The sequence below is a fragment of the Cyclobacterium xiamenense genome (assembly GCF_009467825.1).
Taxonomy (GTDB): Bacteria; Bacteroidota; Bacteroidia; order Cytophagales; family Cyclobacteriaceae; genus Cyclobacterium; species Cyclobacterium xiamenense.
Map to the genome: position 1 here is coordinate 222,425 of NZ_WIOK01000001.1, position 19,871 is coordinate 242,295.

The following is a 19,871-nucleotide window of genomic DNA, read 5'->3' on the forward strand; positions in this document are numbered from 1 at the left end:
GGTTTATTTGTTAAATCTTTTCTCTAGTCCGCTGATCTTCCGGTCTGTCTGTATGACATAAACCAGAATTCCCCCCAAAACAATTCCAATTATGGTAACTAAAACGTATATTTTTCCATCCGAGCGCATTCCATCTGCCATTTGAACGGAGGAGTTCTGATAATCTTCCTCAGTGATGCCTATTTTGTCCTGCGCTTTCAGACTGATGCTTGCCAGTAAAAGCATTGCAACGATGTATTTTTTCATGTTATTGATTGATCAAATGGTCTTCTAATTTTCTTTCCAGACGTCTGTAACGGACGCGAAGGGTGCTGATCCAGGCTCCCAATAGGGTCCACCCGATAATGGCGGGGTAAAATACCGTTCGCAGCTTGCTATCCATGTCATAGGCGTTAAACCCTGGATTTCCACCGTTTCCCGGATGGAGACTATCGGTCAGGCGGGGTAAAATGAAAATCAAGGGGATGAATGCGGCAAATGCAAAAATACTGTATACAGCGCTTATTTTGGCCCGTTGGTACACGTCGGTCAACGAGTTACGTAAGACCAAATAGGCAAAATACATGAGCAAGCCAATGGCGGAAGCGTTTAATTTTGGGTCATTGGTCCAATAGTCGCCCCAGGTAAACTTTGCCCAGATCATTCCTGTGCTAATCCCTACCACCCCAAAGAGAATGGCCGTGTTTGTAAACTCCACTGCCAGGTCGTCGTACCTTAATTCTCCGGTGCGAAGATGCTTGACGCCGTAATACACCGAAACCATCAGCATTAGCAGCATCCCAAACCACATGGTGACGTGAAAAAAAAGCGCGCGAATGGTCTCGTTTAGAATCGGAAGTCGAGGCACCTCTATCAGCAGTCCCGCTACGATGGTGTAAGCCAGTAAGAGAATAGCCAGAATTTTCCACCAGTAAGTTTTCATAGACGATCAAATTTTGAGCAATATTGCCTTTTCTGGAACGCTTACTTCCGGTAAACGATCTTCGGGTAAGGAAGAGTTTTCGGAGGGCCGCGCTGCTTGAAAAAAGGAAGGTATTACTTGGTATAACCGCAGGCAAAATTAAAGGTTTATACGTGATTTATTCACATTTGTCTGGTTTATTTGCTTATCGGTCAAAGCATCCGAGAAGGTGGCTCCTTTTGCTGCTAAAAGGCGTACTAACTGCGCCACAAGTAAGGGAAAAGAATGTACGAAGAAACGGCTACGATGGCGTTGATGGCAAGGAGGGTAAGGATTTTATCCAGATTTATTTCCCTGTCCAAACCATCGATCGCGTTTTTTGAAACCTGAATGGCCATTAGCAAAATGGGAATCAAGACGGGAAAACTTAAAATTGCCATCAGGGTGCCGTTATTGCTGGCTTTCGAAGCAATGGCAGATACCATGGTAAGCGAAGCCGAGAAGCCAATGGCTCCCAGGAGTAGGTTGAGCAAAAACAGCGGTTGATCGGCAACCGGGTTGCCAAATACCAGGCCAAATACCAGGTAACCGAGTAAGGCCAGCACCAGCGTCAGAAGGGTGTTGTAAATGGTTTTGGACAGGATGATCGCTTCCGGGGAAGCAATCATGTAGTAGTACAATTGCCTTCCCTGGTGTTCCTGTACAAAGCTTTTTGCCACGGCATTCACCGAAGAGAACAGGATAATGATCCAGTACAGCGCATTCCATACGGGAACCCCCAGGTTTCCCTTACCCGCTCCCATACTAAGGTAGGCGACGAATATGGTGCTGACCACATACAGGAGGATGCCATTGATGGCGTATTTCTGGCGCCACTCCAGTACCGCCTCTTTCTTTACCAATAGGATAATTTCCTTCCACATACCGGGCAAATATAGGGATAGCCCGATATACTTTCGGGCAGATAGGGGATTAATTTACGTCATGGCAAGTGAGGATTAGCCCAAATTGCAAAAAAGAAGTATCCTACGTGTACAGCAGAAGTTTCCGCGTTTTTTTCCGGCTGACGCTGAACGGAACAAATTTCAAACCTTAGCTAATTGAGATGAACGAAAAGCAGAGCACAGGACTTGCCCAACGGAGAAGATTTCTAAAGCACCTCATCGTAGGAATGGCCGCAGGTACAGCCCCACTACCCGGGCTGCAGGCGAAGAATGCAACCACCCTTCCAGCCGATCAAAAGTCCTTTGTACCGGTCATGCTGACGCCGTATAAAATGGACAAATCCATCGACTACAAGGGATTGGAAGCTTTGACCGACCATTACCTGGAAGCGGGAGCAAAGGGCATGTTTGCTAACTGCCTGAGTAGCGAAATGTATGAATTAACACCAGAAGAACGCCTGAGGGTCACAAAAACCGTTGTAAAACGGGTCAATGGTCGGTTTCCCGTAGTTTCCACAGGATCCTTTGGCAGCAATGCCGGGGAAAAAGCTGATTTTACCAAGCGGCTTGCGGACACTGGCGTGGATGCGGTCATTTGCATTACCGCTCATTTTGCAGAGGCCGCCGAGACGGACGAGGCAATGATTCGCCGTTTGGAGGATTATCTCGGCCAAACCGAATCCCTGGCCTTGGGAACCTACGAATGTCCAAGGCCCTACAAACGGATCTTGTCCCGGAAGGTATTGGCGTTTCTTTTGGAAACGGATCGTCTGGTATACCATAAAGATACCACGGAAGATATCGATGCCATTCGTGAAAAATTGGCTGCATCCCGGGGTAGTGGATTAGACCTGTACAACGCCCATATGGGAAGTGCCGTGGGGTCGCTTCGCGAAGGAGCGGCCGGTTTGTCTCCAATAGCGGGGAATTATTACCCCGAAGTGATCGCCTGGATGTGTCAACATGCCACTGACCCAGAACGAAGGGAAGACGTGGATTGGCTTCAGGAGAAGGTTCGGGAGATGGAGACCCGGATCACCGCAAATTACCAGCTATCTTCCCGGTATTACCTAAACAAATCGGGTTTGCAAATGGAGTTGACAAGCCGGGGTGCCAACCAACCGCTTACCCCCGATCAACGGCTTGTCGTCGACCGGGCTTATGCGGAAGTACAGGAGTGGAAAGAAAGGCTGGGAATCAGCTAATCCATTCGAAGCCCAGGTAGGGCACCAACACCTGCGGCATGCGTATGCCCTGATCGCTTTGGTTGTTTTCGAGTAGAGCTGCCACAATTCGAGGCAATGCCAAAGCACTGCCGTTAAGCGTGTGCGCCAATACGGTCTTTTTGTCCTGATTTTTGAAGCGGAGCTTTAGGCGATTGGATTGGTAGGTTTCAAAATTGCTCACCGAACTCACCTCCAACCAGCGTTCCTGCGCTGCAGAGAAGACCTCCATGTCATAGGTAAGGGCAGCCGTGAACCCCATGTCTCCTCCGCAAAGGCGCAGCACGCGGTAGGGCAGCTCCAATTTTTGCAGCAGCCCCTGCACATGTAGGCTCATCTCCTCCAGACTCGGATAGGATTGGTCGGGGTGGGTGATTTGAACAATTTCGACTTTGTCAAATTGATGCAGCCGGTTTAGCCCCCGCACGTGTGCTCCCCAGTTTCCGGCCTCTCTTCTGAAACAAGGTGTGTACCCGGCATTCTTTTTGGGAAGATCACTTTCACTAAGCACCTCATTACGGTACATGTTGGTGATGGGTACCTCGGCCGTGGGGATCAGGTAAAGCCCATCCGCGCCAGCCAGGTACATCTGCCCTTCCTTGTCCGGTAATTGACCTGTGGCATAGCCGCTTTCTTCGTTGATTAAGATTGGGGGTTGTACCTCCTTGTAGCCTGCCTTTTCGGCCTCATCCAGAAAAAAGTTTATCAACGCTCGTTGCAATTTGGCTCCTTTGCCTTTGTACACGGGAAACCCAGCGCCGGTTATTTTAACACCCAATTCGAAATCCACGATATCGTATTTTTTGATCAACTCCCAATGGGGCATTTTTTGCGTACCTGTTAACGCGGGAATGGTTCCCTTTTGCAAAACTACTTCGTTATCCTCAGCAGATTTTCCCGCCGGGACGGATGGGTGTGGAACATTGGGGATTGTATAAAGCAGACGGATTAGTGATTCCTCGCAGGTCGCGTAGTCCTCCTCCAGCGCTTTTACCTTTGATTTAATTGCTGCTGTTTGGCGTTTGGCGGCCTCGGCTTCCTCTTTTTTACCTTCTTTCATCAATTGCCCGATTTGTCTGGCCATGGCGTTGGATTCGGCTTGCAGGCCGTCCCGCTCTACCTGGGTCTGCTTCCGTTTATCGTCCAGTTTTAGCACTTCCTGAAGTAAAGATTCGGGTTCAGGAAGGTTTCTTTTTTTCAATCCTTCGCAGGCACGATCGAAATTATCTCTGATTTCATTTACCTGAAGCATGTGTATGGGGCTTTTTTCGTTGAAAATTTTAGGCTGCAAAGATAAGGAATAAGTTCCGGGCAAGGGGTATATTCCGGATATTTTGGAATTGCGGATTGGCAAAATTGTGCGAATTGACTATCTTCAAACTTTATCTTTTATTTAACCCATTAATCAGCGTATGAAATTTACTGTTTTTGCATTAGCCGTATTCCTCGTATCGTTTGCTGGGGTTCAGGCCCAGGAAGATCCCCTTCGGATCATCATGATCGGCGCCCACCCGGACGATTGTGACATTAAAGGTGGCGGTACTGCCGCTTTGTTTGTAGCCATGGGGCACAAGGTCAAATTTGTTTCGGTGACCAATGGCGATGCCGGACACATGGAAGAGGGAGGAGGCATGCTGGCGAAAAGGCGTATTGCGGAAACCCAGGAAGTAGCCCGGCGGCTGGGCGTGGATTACGACGTACTGGATAACCACGACGGTGAATTGCTTCCCACGCTTGAAATCCGTCTTCAGATCATCCGTAAGATTCGCGAATGGGATGCGGATGTAGTCATCGCGCCACGCCCAAATGACTACCACCCTGACCACCGCTATACGGGTGTGTTGGTGCAGGATGCCGCCTACATGGTCGGCGTACCCAACGTGGCTCCCGATACGCCTCCCTTGCGAAAAAACCCGGTCTTTTTGTACTTCCAGGATCATTTCCAAAAGCCCAACCCCTTTGAACCACACGTAGCGATTGATATTACCCAGGTGATCGATAAAAAGATTGACGGCATGGACGCACACGTGTCCCAGTTTTATGAATGGCTGCCCTGGATTGGTGGCTATGCAGACGAAGTTCCCGAAGGGAAAGAGGAGCGAAAAGAATGGCTCAAGGGAAAACGATTTGGAAGCATTACACCTGCGGTCAGAAGCAACCTGGAAAAGTGGTACGGGTCTGCCCGGGCGGAGCAGGTTGGGTACGCGGAAGCATTTGAAGTGTGTGAATACGGGTCACAGCCAACCGAGGAGGACCTAAAGCGGCTATTTCCCATGCTTGGGAAATAGGATTTTAACTCATCCGTAACTAGATAATTGAAAATACTTTATGAACGAAAAAACGATCGTCGTCACCGGCGGGGCCAGTGGCATTGGACTTGCTATCGTTAAAAAATTTGCTGGCGCAGGTGCAAGGGTGTACCTGCTGGATTTCAATGAGGCCAGCGGGCAAAAAGTCAGTAGGGAATTACAAGAAGCGGGGTTGGAGGTAGAATTCCGGCAGGCAGATGTATCCGTGGGGGCACAGGTGCAGGCGGTAATGGATAGCATTCCAGGGAACATCGATGTTCTGGTAAACAATGCCGGCATTTCCCATATTGGAAACCTGGAAAGCACGGGGGAGGCAGACCTGGATCGCTTGTATGCCGTAAATATCAAGGGGGTGTTTCATTGCTCCAAAGCGGTTATTGGACGGATGAAATCCCAGGGAGGGGGTGTCATTATCAACATGGCTTCGGTATCTGCAACCATGGGTATACCCGACCGGTTTGCCTATTCCATGTCCAAGGGAGCCGTATTGAATATGACCTTGACCATTGCCCGGGATTATGTAACCGACAATATCCGGTGCAACGCCATTTCTCCCGCACGGATTCATACGCCCTTTGTGGACGACTACCTGGCCAAAACCTATCCCGGAAAGGAAAAGGAGGTTTTCGATCAACTGGCGGCCACACAACCGGTAGGAAGAATGGGTAGCCCGGAGGAAGTGGCCAATATGGCCTTTTTCCTGGCATCCGACGAAGCCGCATTTCTGACGGGAGCAGATTACCTGGTAGACGGCGGCTTTTGTAAACTAAAAATGTAAATATTAAAACTATAAAACTAAAATAACCCATGAAACTGATTCGTTTTGGAAAAGCGGGGAATGAAAAACCCGGAATTGTTACTGACTCGGGAAAATTGCTGGATTGTTCGGCTTTCGGTGCCGATTGGACGGCTGAATTTTTGGGCGATCCGAATCGCCTGGAGGCACTTAAGCAGTGGCTTGCAGCCAACGCTTCTTCCTGCCCGGAGATCGCTCCGTCCGAGCGGCTGGGATCTCCGGTGCCCTACCCCTCGAAAATTATGTGCGTGGGATTGAATTATTCCCTGCACGCCAAAGAAAGCGGGATGGAGGTTCCCAAGCAGCCAGTATTGTTTATGAAAGCTACCTCCGCGCTGACCGGTCCCTTTGATCCCATCAGGCTTCCCAGAAATTCCAAAGCCACGGATTGGGAAGTAGAGTTGGCAATTGTTATCGGTAAGAAGGCGAGTTATGTTTCAGAGGAAGACGCCATGGATCATGTATTTGGCTACGTGCTGCACAACGACGTCAGCGAGCGGGATTTTCAATTGCACCATGGCGGGCAATGGGTAAAAGGAAAGAGCTGCGACACCTTCGCCCCCTTGGGTCCGTACCTGGTGAGTAGGGATGAAATAGCGGATCCCCACCAATTACGCCTGTGGTTGAAGGTAAATGGCGAGACCATGCAGGACAGTACGACCTCTGATTTGGTGTTCAACGTACCGCAGCTGGTAAGTTACATTAGCCAATACATGAGCCTGTTACCGGGAGACATCATCAGCACCGGAACACCCGCCGGGGTAGGAATGGGGCTCAAGCCACCGAGGTATTTGAAGGCAGGCGACGAAGTAGAATTGGGCATAGATGGTCTGGGGGTTTCCAGGCAGCGTGTAGAGGCACCGTAGGCAAACGCGTGATCGCCCGAAGAAATACAGGAACGAGAAGGCAACACCATGTTTGCCTTCTCATTATTCGTCTACGTTATCAAAATAGACTTTTAAATGCACACTCATTTTTTCCCGAAAGCTGGAGGGCGTGCCTACTTTTAGGTCCTGCAGTAAATCCCGGTGCGAAACGGCATTCCTAACGGCCGTTTTGCCAATGATTTGCCCGCTGTGAACCAGATTAAAAATGGGGTACAACATTTTCTGAAAGCGTAGTAGGGTTTGGTTACCGGATATTTCGTACAACATGGAATGAAATTCGGCATCAAATCGATTTTTTAGAAACCGATCTTTGGTGTTCTCCTCTTTTTCTACGAGTATTTCCAGTTTTTGGATGCTTTCCTTCGTTTTTCGAATGTAGAGCAAATCGGCGATTCCCATTTCCAGGACCAGGCGCAGTTCAAAAATATCCTGGAGGGTTGTGCTGTCCAAAAGCATGGGATTCAGTACTCGCTCAAAACTCCCCAGAATGTCTGGCTGGGTCAGGATTATCCCCCGATTTCGTTTGGATTCAATCAAACCCAGGGTCCGAAGTCTGGACAACGCTTCCCGTAAGGCGGTTCTGCTCACCCCCATGGAAGCGGCTAATTCCGCCTCCTTTGGGATGGAATCACCCGGCTGAAGGTTGGCTTCTGTAAAATATTCCCGAAGATTAAGTTCCACCTTATCTACCAATGAGAGTGATTGATCGACTATTGGTTTGGGTTTGACATTGAATGCTTTCACAAAGGATAGATTTAGCTTAAATTCGGGGCAAATATAATAAGTAATAATAAATATTTTTTTTTGCTAGCGGATATTATCCGCTCTCTAGACGGTGATAAGCCGTCAAAAATACCTTTTCATTGACAAATTGAGGGGACGATTATCCAGGGCAGGTCGATTTTGATGTTTTGTAATTTGCGAATTTATTTCGAAATTAGAATAAGTACTACATATTCTCCTAATCCATGTGTCTGTTTCGAAAAATGGTTTTCGGCGTTTCTTTACTGGTGTTGGCACTGTTCATCCCGGAAGCGACCACCTCAGTTGGTTACGTGCGAACGTTGGCAGAGCCACCTACCGGGTCATTGCCGATTTTCTTATGGGAAAAACAGCTTGAATCATTCCCAAAAAAAGTTAGGGAATCGCCCGGAAATGAGGCCATTTTGGTAGATGACCAGGGGGTTTGTACGATTTTTTTCATCAATCGACCGGGAGATGCTGATCGGGTGATGTATCGCCAATACACTGGTGAGAGCTGGAGTGAACCGAAAATGGCTTTTTCCTTGTCCGGTAAGGCCTACCATGCATTACAGGTCCAGCCTGTTAAAAACGGTGGCTTGGTTTGTGTCTTTCATCAATTTGGTGAAGGGAACGGGGGGTACAGGGGTCGACACCTAGACCTTTGGGTAAGCCGGCGGGTGGGCGGTATCTGGAGTGCTCCCGTTAAAATTCTTGAGGGGTACGTGGGGGCACTCCGCGGGTTCAAGAAGCTGGAGTCAGGAAGACTGCTGCTTGCATTTGGAAAAGCAGTTCCCGACCGGGAGGAGCCGCCGGCAGACGAGGCTCCGGATTATGGATGGAATGTAGTCCGGATTATGTATTCAGACGATGAAGGAAAAAGCTGGCATTCCTCCGGTAAGGAGTTGGAAGTCAAAATAGATAACCGAAAAGTGACCCGATATGGGGCAATCGAACCGGATTTAATCGAAAAGAAGGACGGGTCTCTTTGGATGCTGATTCGGACTTCGCACGGCCGCCTGTACCAAGCGATGTCCCTGGATAAGGGAGAATCCTGGACAAACCCGGTGGCCTCGCAATTTATTTCCAGCGATTCTCCGGCTTGCCTGTACCGGCTGAAAAACGGTTCGATCCTGCTGTTTTGGAACAGTTGTCAACGCTGGGATACGGTGCGTTCCTACGCGTTGGGGGGACGGGAAGTACTGCACGCAGCTGTGAGTTGGGATGAGGGAGCCAGTTGGCAGGGCTTTCGAGAGGTTGCACATTCGGTACAATCTCCCTCTGCGGTTGGAGACCGCGGAACGGCCTACCCTTCGGTGGTCGAAACGGAGTCAGGAGACATACTGCTGGCTACGGGACAAGGGGAAGGAAAGGGGATCTACGCACTACACCCCAGATGGATCTCGGAAACGGCTCTTGATATTATCTTCACTAGGTCGGGCGGTGTCAAAACGATCAATGGCATTTCCACGCACGGAGCGGATAACCGAGTGACTGGGGTTCATATTCCCGAAATCGACTCCTGTGGAGAATACGTAGTGAATTTCCCCATGGCAAAAAAAGGCAGCTTGAAGCTTTCGATTCCGATATCCCAAAATGGGAAAACGCTATCCCTGGCACTGACGGACCATTTTTCGATTCCTTCAGACCAGCAGGCTTCCCAAAATGCAGTCTATTTGGTAGAAATTGAAGCCGAGGTCATTGGGAAGCTGCCGGGAAACGATGCCGCCGCCCTGATTCAGCTGGATTGGAATCTGTCGAACGCTGAGGAGGTACTTGAGGTATCGGTAAATGGGACACCGATTGGACGGTATCCTCCAGAAAGAAAGACCGTGCTTGGTTTGAACTACATTCGGCTCGGTACTTCGTCCAGCCCGCATATGCCAATACTGCTGGAGTCTTTGCAGTTTATTTCCAACGAATGATCAGGTTGTATAAATACATCCTATGCTAGAAGCCATACCAATCTTTTTCATCTTCTAGTGATAGGAATATTTCCCCATAGGCTACAATCAGGGTTTTGTCAGCGGGGTCCTGACACCAGAATGAAAAAAAATACCCCGTACATTTTGATGGTGTTGATTAATGTGTATATTTGAATAAATCATACATATTATTTGTTTTGTAAACACCTATTTAATAATAGTATATGATTTTAGATCCGTTTATTTAAATAATAAATACTATAAGAAATGCAGCATTACTACGCGGGTTTTCTGAGACGATTGCTTGGCACCACCGTTCTGGTCGTATTTATTGGACTTGGGACGAGCTTTGGACAGGCAAGAACAGTAACTGGAACGGTGCTATCCGAAGATGATGGTACCACGATTCCGGGGGTGAATATTATTGTGGTGGGTACGGCAACGGGTGCCGTTACGGATTTGGAGGGAAATTTTTCCCTGACGCTCACCGGTGAGAACCCTGTTTTGCGGTTTTCTGCGATTGGTTTCAGCCCGGAAGAAATTGCCGTAGGTAATCAGGCAATCCTCGAAGTTCGGCTTTCAACCGATGTCGGAGCCCTGGAAGAGATAATTGTCGTGGGCTATGGCGAACAATCCAGGGAAAAGCTAACAACGTCAGTAAGTACGCTGGATACCAAAGTCCTTGAAAATGTACCGTTGGGGAATGCTGCCTCAGCATTGCAGGGTACTGTCTCTGGGGTGAGGGTTCAAACGTTGAGTGGTCAGCCTGGAGCTGCACCTAGAATAATTGTGAGGGGCGGAACATCCATAAATAACCCCAATGGTGCCCAGCCATTGTACGTGGTTGATGGTGTCATTCGAGACGATATCGAAGGGATTAACCCGATGGATATTGAATCCATGCAGGTATTAAAGGACGCTGCGTCCACTGCGATCTACGGGGCAAGGGCCTCAAATGGGGTGGTGATTTTAACGACAAAAACAGGCAAATCCGGTGCGACGAAAGTAACCTACCGGTATACCGTCGGCACCTCTCAATTGAGACAAAAATACGATCTCCTTTCTGCCAGGGATTATATTTATTATGCAAGATCAGGATTAGCGGCTACAGGCATAAAGTCTCCAACACGGCTTGCGCAGCTAAACGGTGCATTTGGATATGGCATAGGAAATGACCTTACCAATAATACCGCATATACAACGCAGTATCTGACTCCTGAAAATGAGTACAAGCTGAATGAAGGATGGGAAAGCATGCCTGATCCGGTTGACCCTACAAAAACGATTATTTTTGACGATGTGGATTGGCAAGATGTATTGTTCAGAACCGCAGTAACTCATGATCATTACCTAAATCTTTCAGGCGGATCTGAAGACGCGACGTTTAATATTGGCGTTGGTTATGCCGATATGGATGGAACGGCGATTACCACAAATTACAAACGATTTACAGCGAATATGAATGGGAGGTTAAAGGTGAACGATAGATTATTTGTATTTGCGGGCCTGAATTTCACCAGGTCGTCGGATAACCTCGTGTACAGCGAAAACAATTTGTTTGAAAGATCTATTGCTACTCCCCCAACGGCCAAATACACCTTCGAAGATGGAACACTGTCTCCTGGGGTAAACCGATCGTTAGGAAACCCGGCTTACCACCTGAGCAGAAGTAGAAATGACAATACATTAACACTTATGACACTAAGCGGTGGTGCGAATTGGGAGCTTGCACCTGGACTAAGTTTTGAGCCTTCAGCCTCTCTCTTTTCAAGGACAAATACTGCCAATACGTTTTTAATGTCCTACCTTAATTCACCGATTCAATTAGTGGAAGACCGAAATGCCACAGGTAGACAGGAGAATTGGGAGCAGATTCAGGTGGATGCGGTTTTTAATTACGAAAAAAGCATCGGAGGGCTACATAATGTGAATGCTACCCTTGGCTATTCCTTGTATCAGCGAGATAATTATACGCTTTTTGCTCAGGGTAGGGGGGCAGCAACGGACCTAATTCCAACGCTAAATGCCTCAGGAGAACCCGTAGCAGTTTCGAGTACCAAAGGGAAGCAGCTAATTCTGGGCTATTTTGGAAGAGCCAACTATGATTTTGATAACAAATACCTTGTTTCGGTGAGTGCGCGATACGATGGTGCTTCTAATTTGGGCTCCGCCTACAAATGGGGCTTCTTTCCAGGTATATCGGCCGGGTGGAATCTCCACAACGAGTCGTTCTGGAACCAACCCGCGGCTATTGATAAATTTAAGATACGGGCAAGTTATGGGCTAAATGGTAATCTGGGGAATTTAGGTGATTTCCAATCCCAAGGAGCGTACAGTGTTGGCTCCATTTATCAGGGAAATGCGGCGGTAGAGTACACGACTATCGCCAACCCAAACCTTAGATGGGAAGAATCGAGAACGTTTGATATCGGCTTTGATGCAAGTCTTTTTGATGGCAAAGTCACATTACTATTCGACTATTATCAACGAGTGACCTCCAATCTCATTACCACGTTGGCGATGCCCAAGTTAACCGGGTTTACCAGTATTTTGACGAATCTGGGTAGTTTGGAGAATAGTGGAGTTGAGCTTGAAGTGAATTTGAACCTGCTCGAAACGAAGGACTGGATGTGGTCTATTGGATTCAATACTTCTTTCGTGCAAAACGAGATATTGGAATTGCCGGAAAATGACAACGAAAATAACAGGATTGGAGGTATATTCATATACGATCGGGCTGTAGGAGATTATGTCTGGCGCGGTGGACTACAAGAAGGGGGTAGGATTGGAGAATTGTACGGATACCAGTACCAGGGGATATTTCCCACCGATCAAGCAGCGGCGGAAGCGCCAGCTGATATGATCATGCCCGGTCCGGATCGCAGCCGGTTTGGTGGTGACGTTGACTGGCTGGATGTAGACGATAATGGGGTAATCGATACCCGGGATCGCGTATACATGGGAAATATTTTCCCTAGATGGACCGGGGGATTTTCCAATAATGTGAACTATAAGGGGATCAACCTGTACCTCCGAATGGACTATACAACAGGGCATACCATTTATAATTACGTTCGTGCAAATCTGGATGGTCAGTTTGTCGGCAACACCAACATGAGTTCAAATATTCTGAGATCCTGGGAGAATCAAGGGGATGTAACGGACGTGCCCAGGTTTTATTGGGCAGACCAGGTCGCACAGAGTAACTATTGGCGGGGAGACCCCAGGAATATCAATAATGGAAGTGGAAGTTCTGTAAATTATGAAAGAGGAGATTTTCTGGCCCTGAGAGAGCTAACTTTAAGCTATAATTACATGGCAGATTGGTATAAAAAGATTGGAATTGAGGGCATCAGAGTTAACCTTACAGGAAATAACCTGTACTACTTTACCGATTTCAGCGGGCTTTCACCGGAAGATGGCGGGATGAACAGAGGACGTTTTCCGGTTCCGCGAAACATCATGTTAGGTATCAACCTCTCTCTTTAATTCAAGCGCTGATCAAACAAAAAATGTCATGAAAAATTTAGTTAATAGTAAGGGTTATCTACTTGGCATGGTCGCTTTCATGCTTACTTATTCGTGCACGGAACCACTGGAATTAGCGCCGATCAGTTCGATTGGAGCTAATTCCTTCTGGCAGTCCGAACAAGATGCCTCGGGAGGCGTAATTGGGATGTACAACCAGTTTAGAAACATGGCCTCCAGGTCATTATACTACATGGGAGAGGCCAGAAGTGAAGTGATGGGATTCGGTCTTCAAAATGCAGATTTCCGGCAGAAATACTTTGAAAATGATATGAATGAGGGTAACGCTGACCTGGAATGGTTGCAAGCCTATCGAATTATCAATTACGCCAATTTGGTGGTAGAAAACGTACCGGATATTTCGTTTCCCGATGAGAACAAGAAAAACGAGTTACTTGCCCAAGCCTACACCATGAGGGCATTTGTCTATTTCGTTTTGGCCAAAACCTGGGGTGATGTTCCGTTGGTGACCGTGCCTGTCGAAGGCTATGACGCAGAGACTACTTTTCAGGAAAGAGCCGCCGTGGCTATCGTTTTTGACCAGATAAAAAGTGATTTGGAGGAAGCAATTTCATTGTTTCCGACCAATGATTTTCCTCCAGGAAGGGCCGTGTGGTCAAGGCCCGCTGCCAACGTTCTCAAGGGCGATGTTTATTTGTGGACAGGAAAGACGATGGGTGGAGGAGAAGGAGATATAGCTACCGCATTGACCGCTTTGAATGAGGCAAGGTCGGCAGATTTAGCCCTTCTCGACGATTTTTCAAGAATATTTGATTTTGACAATAAAGGCAATCAGGAAGTCATTTTTGCTGTGCATTTTAACGACTTTGAGTCCTCAAACAATATGTATTCCGATATGTATATCAATGCCTTGGATATCAGAGATACCTATTCGCAACAAACATTGGAAACAATAGGAACTCCAGGAGGATTCAATTGGTGGGCTCCTTCAGCTACTTTGAGAAATCAATTTACCGAGGAAGATAGCAGAAAGTCCGGAAGTTTTCTAGAAATTTATTCGAATGATGATGACAATACCTTTATCACGTCTATTGTGTTAAAAGGCAACGGCTATTCCGAAGGAGGTACACGAAGGTTCCTGGATGATATTGTAATTTACAGATATGCAGAATTGTTGCTTCTTATAGCTGAAGCCAAAAATGCGCTCGGGCAGGACCCTTCCGGCGAAATCAATATGGTCAGAAACAGGGCATACGGTGATGATTTTTCCATGTATGAGTTTTCCAACGGTTCTCAAGCTGAAAATGATGAATCCATTTTGCAGGAAAGGTTGTTTGAATTGGCCTTTGAGGGTAAAAGGTGGTGGGATTTGGTCCGTTTTGGAAAAGCCTTCGAGAAAGTTCCCTCCCTTCAGGGCAGAGAAGGCCAAGCGCATTTGCTTCTCTGGCCCATCACACTGGAAACCATAAGTCTCAATTCTAAGATAACCCAAAACCCGGGATACGAACAATAAAAAACTACCGGTACAGTCCTATTACTAATCAGCAATGGTAAAAGCCCAACTATTCCTTTCCCTAACAGTGATTGTGGCAGTTCTTTGCCTACCTGTTCGAGCACAAGATAATTTCTTGACCGCTGAAAATGGAAAATCCATCTCTATAGGTGCTTTGGTTCATCAGGATGTGGAGGAAATAAAAGATTTAATGATGGGGCCATTTGTCAAACTTGACAATGGCAATATCTTATCGGTTGACGGAACCGATTGTATCATAAGCGACGACAATGGAAAAACCTGGCAAAGGTGGCCTGTTTTTGAGCATCCTGAAAAATTTCTGATTTCAAATGAGCGGGCGCTATTAAAGACGAGTAATGGGGTAATAATCCTGGCCTTTATGAATTTGAAGGAAAGAGCCAACTGGGATTGGCAGAGAGACATTTCTGACTCACCGGGAGCCAGGCTACCTACCTACACCGTGAGAAGTCTTGATGGAGGAAAAACCTGGCAAGATGTGCAAAAACTCCACAATGAATGGACGGGTGCTATCCGTGATATGATTGAAACGGAAAATGGGAATGTCGTATTTACCTCCATGATGATGAGGCACCACCCTGGTCATCACACGGTCATGACCTATAAGTCCGGAAATGAAGGAGACACCTGGGAACGATCAAATATCATTGACCTTGGAGGCATTGGCCATCACAGTGGGGTGACGGAAGCAACTATTGAAGTACTTCAAAAAGGGAAATTATGGCTTTTAATGCGCACTAACTGGGGGACATTCTGGGAAGCATTTTCAATGGATGATGGTAAAACCTGGGAAAATATTCGGTCAACAGACATAGAAGCTAGTTCCGCGCCGGGTATGCTTAAAAGACTTCAAAGCGGTAGATTGGTATTGGTATGGAACCGAAGATTTCCAGAAGGTACTCAATCATACCCACTTAGCGGAGGCGACAATCAATGGTCAGAGGTGGCCGCAAGTAATCACAGGGATGAATTGTCCATAGCCTTTTCTGAAGATGAGGGCTTGACATGGTCTGATCCAAAAGTGATTGCAAAAATAGACAGCAGTCAAAAAATGGATCCACCACTAAAAAGAATTTCCTACCCGTATGTTTTTGAGTACGCGCCCGGAGAAATATGGATTACCACTATGCAGGGGGGCTTACGGGTCAAGCTTATGGAAAAGGACTTTAGTAAATCAACAAAATAATGGGTACAAAAATAGGTGTTCTTTTATCAAACCGCTTGTTGTTTTCTCTGCTACTGGTAGGAGCTGCTCTTTATGCGATAGGCCAATCCCATGCGCAACAGCTGCGAAATCCATCAGAGATTGTGCTGCATGTTGGAAAGGATGGAAAAACCCCGAGAAACAGCGAGGGTAGCTTTATATCGTTAGCCGGTGGAACCATTTTATTTGCGTATTCCAAGTTTGAAAACGAATCGGGAGACCATGCCCGGGCGCACATAGCCGGGCGTTTTTCGGAGGATGGTGGGTCAACCTGGACGGAGCATGACGACGTAATTCTTCAAAACGAAGGCGATATGAACGTGATGTCCGTGTCCTTTCTCAGGTTAAAAGATGGGTCTATTGCCTTGGTTTATGCCCGGAAGAACTCTTTGGACGACTGCATCCCCTACATACGGATTTCTACCGATGAGGCAAAGACATGGTCGGATCCGGTACGGATTATACCGGATAGGGAAGGGTATTTTGTAGTGAACAATGACAGGGTCGTTCAATTGGCAAGTGGCCGACTGCTCGTTCCGGTATCCCGACACAAAACAAAAGGGGTTGATTTTTCCATGAGAGGTACTATTTTTTGTTATTTTTCGGACGATATGGGGAAAACCTGGACGAGTAGTGCGGAGGTTCCAAATCCACAAGATGTTGTCCTTCAGGAACCTGGAGTGGTGCAGCTCGAAGACGGAGACATAGCCATGTGGCTACGGACGGATACAGGTGTTCAATACCTGAGCCGGTCACAAGATCAAGGAATAACATGGCAACCTGTGGTGCCTTCGGATATACCTTCGCCAAGAGCACCGGCCTCAATAAAACGTATTCCAGCAACCGGAGATCTTTTGCTAGTATGGAATGATAACGATGGTTCAGATGCAGCGCGTGCCGCATTCAGGACTCCCCTAACGGCAGCCATTTCTACCGACGAGGGTACCAGCTGGACGCCTGTAAAAGTAATCGAAAATGATCCAGAAGGATTTTTCTGCTATACGGCTATCGCGTTTGTCGGTGACCAGGTACTCCTGGGTTATATGGCCGCTGAAAGAACAGAATTGGCCAAAAGGATCCCGTTGGTGCTGCGTAAAGTGCCGTTACAAGAGTTTTATACCATGCAAATTAACCTATGAAAATGAAAAAATCTGTATTTAACGGAGGGATTCTTTTGCTGATAGCCTCATTGATCCAGGCCTGCGGAGACGGAGCTTCCACACAGGAAAACCATGGATCCACCTCGGAATGGGAAATTGAGCGGAAATTAGTGCTGAATCCGGGTGAAGATAATCCCCGAAATAGTGAGGGCGACTTCATTGCATTGAAAGACGGTCGACTCCTTTTTGTGTATTCCCATTACTATGGAGAATCTTCTAGTGACCATGCCACCGCCTTTCTTGCGGGCAGGTATTCCTCCGATCAGGGGGAGACCTGGACCACCGAGGACGAGGAAATTCTTCCTAACGAAGGAGGGATGAACGTCATGTCGGTATCCCTGCTTCGCCTGCAAAATGGAGATATAGCGCTTTTTTACCTACGCAAGAACGACACCGATGATTGTATCCCCATGATGCGGATTTCAAAAGACGAAACCAAAACCTGGTCGGAACCCATTCCTTGTATTACAGACAAAGAAGGGTATTTTGTCCTAAACAACGACCGGGTGATTCAGCTGGCGGATGGCAGGTTATTGCTCGCTGTGGCCAGGCACGCCGGACCCGGTATGGAATGGAGCGGCAAGGGGGACATCTTCTCCTATTACTCGGACGATAACGGACAAACCTGGCAAAGCAGTGAGGAAGTTCCCAATCCGGAGGGCATTGTACTCCAGGAGCCCGGTGTGGTAGAATTGAAAGATGGCTCCATTTTGATGGTTATCCGCTCCAACGCGGGCGTACAATGCTATTCCTATTCCCGAGATCGGGGGAAAACCTGGTCCGAGGTAGAAAAGAGCACTCTGGTGTCTCCCGTATCACCAGCCACGATTGAACGAATTCCCGGTACCGGAGACCTTTTGGCCGTCTGGAACAACAACCTATCGGAGGATCCCGATCGGGCAAAGCTCCGAACGCCGTTAAATGCGGCCATTTCCCGTGACGAAGGTAAAACCTGGGAAAACGTAAAAACCCTGGAAGACGACCCGGACGGATGGTATTGTTACATCGCCATGGAGTTTGTGGGAGAGGAAGTGATGCTAGGGTATTGTGCCGGAAACCGGCCCGCTGGAACAGGCCTGTCGGTGACCAACCTAAGTAAAGTGAGCATGGATTGGCTTTACGAATGATGGTGGGTAGCCAGGGAAAATGCAGGTGGTGGGTTGCACCCTCCTATTGGTCTATTCAAAAATGGCTGCGGTTTGCGTTTTTGTCGTTGATACCAGTGGTACATGGGGCCTGTACTCCCGATGATCAAAACACCCTACCCAACATTATTTTGATTGTATCGGAAGACCATGGTCAGGATTTGGGATGTTATGGAAACCAAAACGTACACACGCCCCACATTGATTCCCTGGCAAAATCGGGTGTAAAATTCATCAATGCCTATACAACCTATTCTGTGTGCAGCCCCTCCAGAAGCTCAATTTTGACCGGGCTTTACCCTCATCAAAATGGTCAGATAGGACTGGCAACTCATAATTTTGAAATGTATAAAGCATTCGAAAACATCCCATCTTTTCTTAAAGCGAGAGGTTATAGAACGGGATGTTTGGGTAAATTACATGTCAATCCGGAATCAGCCTTTCCCTTTGACTTTCATGAAATTGAAAGTTCAAATTTTGCCAAAGAAAGAATGGGAGATTACGCCATAAAAGCTGCTGAGTTTATCAAAGCAGGAGGAGAACAACCATTTTTTCTGATGGTCAACTTTCCCGATGCCCACTTCCCTTTGTTAAGGAAAGTTGATTGTCTGCCAACGATTGAAGTTTCCGCAGATAATGTTTTAAGCACACTTCCTTTTGTGGGTGCAGATACAGAAAGGCTAAGGGAGCTTACTGCAGACTACTACAGTCAGATCAATAGATTGGATGAATCCATCGGGATGCTGTTAGATTCATTAAAAGCTACAGCAAAAGCTGAAAATGCATTGATCATTTATCTCAGTGATCACGGTGCGCAGTTTTCACGAGGCAAAACAACAAATTATGAAGCAGGGCTAAAAATACCATTAATAATGACCTGGCCGAAAGGTTTAACAGGAGGAGAGGTGATGAGCGATCAGATGGTATCTGTTATCGATGTATTTCCGACTATCGTTGATGCAGTTTCAGCGCTATCAGAAGTAGAGCTGCCGGGAAGATCACTTATAAAAATAGCCAAAGGACAACAGGCTGGACACGAGTATATTTATGCAGGAGGGATGATTGGAACAGCAAAATATTTTTATCCTAAAAGAAGTGTCCGGGGTAAAAAGTACAAGCTGATCCATACGTTGTTCAGTGGTGAACCTGATCCCTACTTTACGGTGTATACAGATCACATATACCCCACGGTTTTGTCAGGTACCTCAAGGGAAGAAATAGCATCATTACCGGTTGAACTTAAAGATGTTTATGATAGATGGGAGAATCCGCCGGCTTTTGAGCTATATGATCTGGAACATGATCCATGGGAGTTTACTAATTTAGCGGATGATCCCAATCATCAAGAGGAGTTGAAGCGATTAAAGAGTGTGCTTAATGATTGGCGGGCGAACACCAGAGATCCGTTTATGGATTCGCTTAATTTTAATACGATTAGAGCGGAAGTTGATTCAATAAACAAGTATTACCCGGACCATAGCTATCAAAAAGACACCGCCTTTCGGTGGAGGTATCCCGAATATTTTGGGGATTATGTTTTGAACAGAAAGTAGGAAGTTAATAGCTTCGGTAATGGGTAAACATGGAGTAAAGCAGACTATGAGGATAGGGTGGGG

The 19,871-nt window shown here is 47.1% G+C and carries 16 protein-coding genes; 11 read left to right on the plus strand and 5 right to left on the minus strand.

The features are described from left to right. Window positions 1–3: 3 nt before the first annotated feature. The 3 genes from GCU44_RS00920 to GCU44_RS00930 all read right to left on the minus strand — a co-directional run bounded on the left by GCU44_RS00920 (window position 4) and on the right by GCU44_RS00930 (window position 1,824). Window positions 4–246 (minus strand): CcmD family protein, encoded by a 243-nt coding sequence (locus tag GCU44_RS00920; protein WP_092172536.1) that lies wholly within the window; start codon window positions 244–246, stop codon window positions 4–6. Window position 247: 1 nt separating this feature from the next. Next, the gene (gene ccsA, locus GCU44_RS00925; protein ID WP_092172538.1) at window positions 248–922 is read right to left on the minus strand and encodes a cytochrome c biogenesis protein CcsA; all 675 of its coding nucleotides are present in this window, start codon (window positions 920–922) and stop codon (window positions 248–250) included. A gap of 236 nt (window positions 923–1,158) precedes the next feature. Continuing rightward, window positions 1,159–1,824 carry a heme exporter protein CcmB gene (locus GCU44_RS00930; RefSeq protein WP_154852531.1) on the minus strand — a complete coding sequence of 222 codons (666 nt, stop codon included), beginning with the start codon at window positions 1,822–1,824 and terminating at the stop codon, window positions 1,159–1,161. A 182-nt stretch (window positions 1,825–2,006) separates the two neighbouring features. Here GCU44_RS00930 and GCU44_RS00935 point away from each other — a divergent pair, with 182 nt between their 5' ends. Further along, window positions 2,007–3,050: a dihydrodipicolinate synthase family protein gene (locus tag GCU44_RS00935; protein WP_241684794.1), complete on the plus strand. Its 1,044-nt coding sequence runs from the start codon at window positions 2,007–2,009 to the stop codon at window positions 3,048–3,050. Here GCU44_RS00935 and serS read toward each other — a convergent pair. Continuing rightward, on the minus strand, window positions 3,043–4,320 hold the full coding sequence (gene serS / locus GCU44_RS00940) for a serine--tRNA ligase (RefSeq protein WP_154852534.1): 1,278 nt from the start codon (window positions 4,318–4,320) through the stop codon (window positions 3,043–3,045). The two genes, GCU44_RS00935 and serS, sit on opposite strands and share 8 nt — an antisense overlap. A 160-nt stretch (window positions 4,321–4,480) precedes the next feature. Here serS and GCU44_RS00945 point away from each other — a divergent pair, with 160 nt between their 5' ends. Genes GCU44_RS00945 through GCU44_RS00955 form a run of 3 tightly spaced genes read left to right on the plus strand, consistent with a single transcriptional unit; the run spans window position 4,481 to window position 7,039 of the window. Further along, complete coding sequence (locus GCU44_RS00945; RefSeq protein ID WP_154852537.1) at window positions 4,481–5,356, plus strand: PIG-L deacetylase family protein; 876 nt, start codon at window positions 4,481–4,483, stop codon at window positions 5,354–5,356. A gap of 40 nt (window positions 5,357–5,396) precedes the next feature. Further along, the gene (locus GCU44_RS00950) at window positions 5,397–6,155 is read left to right on the plus strand and encodes an SDR family NAD(P)-dependent oxidoreductase (protein WP_154852540.1); all 759 of its coding nucleotides are present in this window, start codon (window positions 5,397–5,399) and stop codon (window positions 6,153–6,155) included. Window positions 6,156–6,184: 29 nt separating this feature from the next. Continuing rightward, window positions 6,185–7,039, plus strand: a complete 855-nt coding sequence (locus GCU44_RS00955; protein WP_154852543.1) for a fumarylacetoacetate hydrolase family protein — start codon at window positions 6,185–6,187, stop codon at window positions 7,037–7,039. A 63-nt stretch (window positions 7,040–7,102) separates the two neighbouring features. Here GCU44_RS00955 and GCU44_RS00960 read toward each other — a convergent pair whose 3' ends face one another. Then, window positions 7,103–7,804: a FadR/GntR family transcriptional regulator gene (locus GCU44_RS00960; protein ID WP_154852546.1), complete on the minus strand. Its 702-nt coding sequence runs from the start codon at window positions 7,802–7,804 to the stop codon at window positions 7,103–7,105. A 224-nt stretch (window positions 7,805–8,028) separates the two neighbouring features. On the opposite strand from GCU44_RS00960, the gene GCU44_RS00965 reads away from it, so the two are divergent. The 7 genes from GCU44_RS00965 to GCU44_RS00995 all read left to right on the plus strand — a co-directional run bounded on the left by GCU44_RS00965 (window position 8,029) and on the right by GCU44_RS00995 (window position 19,808). Further along, window positions 8,029–9,726, plus strand: a complete 1,698-nt coding sequence (locus GCU44_RS00965; protein ID WP_154852549.1) for a sialidase family protein — start codon at window positions 8,029–8,031, stop codon at window positions 9,724–9,726. 267 nt (window positions 9,727–9,993) lie between these two features. Next, complete coding sequence (locus GCU44_RS00970; protein ID WP_154852552.1) at window positions 9,994–13,215, plus strand: SusC/RagA family TonB-linked outer membrane protein; 3,222 nt, start codon at window positions 9,994–9,996, stop codon at window positions 13,213–13,215. A 28-nt stretch (window positions 13,216–13,243) separates the two neighbouring features. After that, a complete protein-coding gene (locus tag GCU44_RS00975; RefSeq protein WP_154852555.1) occupies window positions 13,244–14,728 on the plus strand; it encodes a RagB/SusD family nutrient uptake outer membrane protein in 1,485 nt (494 codons plus the stop codon). A 34-nt stretch (window positions 14,729–14,762) separates the two neighbouring features. After that, entirely contained in the window at window positions 14,763–15,932 is a 1,170-nt protein-coding gene (locus GCU44_RS00980) for a sialidase family protein (RefSeq protein ID WP_154852558.1), read from the plus strand. Further along, window positions 15,932–17,089 (plus strand): sialidase family protein, encoded by a 1,158-nt coding sequence (locus GCU44_RS00985; RefSeq protein ID WP_154852561.1) that lies wholly within the window; start codon window positions 15,932–15,934, stop codon window positions 17,087–17,089. Before GCU44_RS00980 ends, GCU44_RS00985 begins: the two co-directional genes overlap by 1 nt. A gap of 2 nt (window positions 17,090–17,091) precedes the next feature. Continuing rightward, window positions 17,092–18,237 carry a sialidase family protein gene (locus GCU44_RS00990; protein ID WP_154852564.1) on the plus strand — a complete coding sequence of 382 codons (1,146 nt, stop codon included), beginning with the start codon at window positions 17,092–17,094 and terminating at the stop codon, window positions 18,235–18,237. Next, entirely contained in the window at window positions 18,222–19,808 is a 1,587-nt protein-coding gene (locus tag GCU44_RS00995; protein ID WP_241684795.1) for a sulfatase family protein, read from the plus strand. The genes GCU44_RS00990 and GCU44_RS00995 overlap by 16 nt, the downstream gene beginning before the upstream one ends. Window positions 19,809–19,871: the final 63 nt, after the last annotated feature.

Coding starts and splice junctions, on each gene's coding strand:
- GCU44_RS00920 (WP_092172536.1), bottom strand. CDS start 246: ATGAAAAAATACATCGTTGCAATGCTTTTACTGGCAAGCATCAGTCTG.
- ccsA (WP_092172538.1), bottom strand. CDS start 922: ATGAAAACTTACTGGTGGAAAATTCTGGCTATTCTCTTACTGGCTTAC.
- GCU44_RS00930 (WP_154852531.1), bottom strand. CDS start 1,824: ATGTGGAAGGAAATTATCCTATTGGTAAAGAAAGAGGCGGTACTGGAG.
- GCU44_RS00935 (WP_241684794.1), top strand. CDS start 2,007: ATGAACGAAAAGCAGAGCACAGGACTTGCCCAACGGAGAAGATTTCTA.
- serS (WP_154852534.1), bottom strand. CDS start 4,320: ATGCTTCAGGTAAATGAAATCAGAGATAATTTCGATCGTGCCTGCGAA.
- GCU44_RS00945 (WP_154852537.1), top strand. CDS start 4,481: ATGAAATTTACTGTTTTTGCATTAGCCGTATTCCTCGTATCGTTTGCT.
- GCU44_RS00950 (WP_154852540.1), top strand. CDS start 5,397: ATGAACGAAAAAACGATCGTCGTCACCGGCGGGGCCAGTGGCATTGGA.
- GCU44_RS00955 (WP_154852543.1), top strand. CDS start 6,185: ATGAAACTGATTCGTTTTGGAAAAGCGGGGAATGAAAAACCCGGAATT.
- GCU44_RS00965 (WP_154852549.1), top strand. CDS start 8,029: ATGTGTCTGTTTCGAAAAATGGTTTTCGGCGTTTCTTTACTGGTGTTG.
- GCU44_RS00970 (WP_154852552.1), top strand. CDS start 9,994: ATGCAGCATTACTACGCGGGTTTTCTGAGACGATTGCTTGGCACCACC.
- GCU44_RS00975 (WP_154852555.1), top strand. CDS start 13,244: ATGAAAAATTTAGTTAATAGTAAGGGTTATCTACTTGGCATGGTCGCT.
- GCU44_RS00980 (WP_154852558.1), top strand. CDS start 14,763: ATGGTAAAAGCCCAACTATTCCTTTCCCTAACAGTGATTGTGGCAGTT.
- GCU44_RS00985 (WP_154852561.1), top strand. CDS start 15,932: ATGGGTACAAAAATAGGTGTTCTTTTATCAAACCGCTTGTTGTTTTCT.
- GCU44_RS00990 (WP_154852564.1), top strand. CDS start 17,092: ATGAAAAAATCTGTATTTAACGGAGGGATTCTTTTGCTGATAGCCTCA.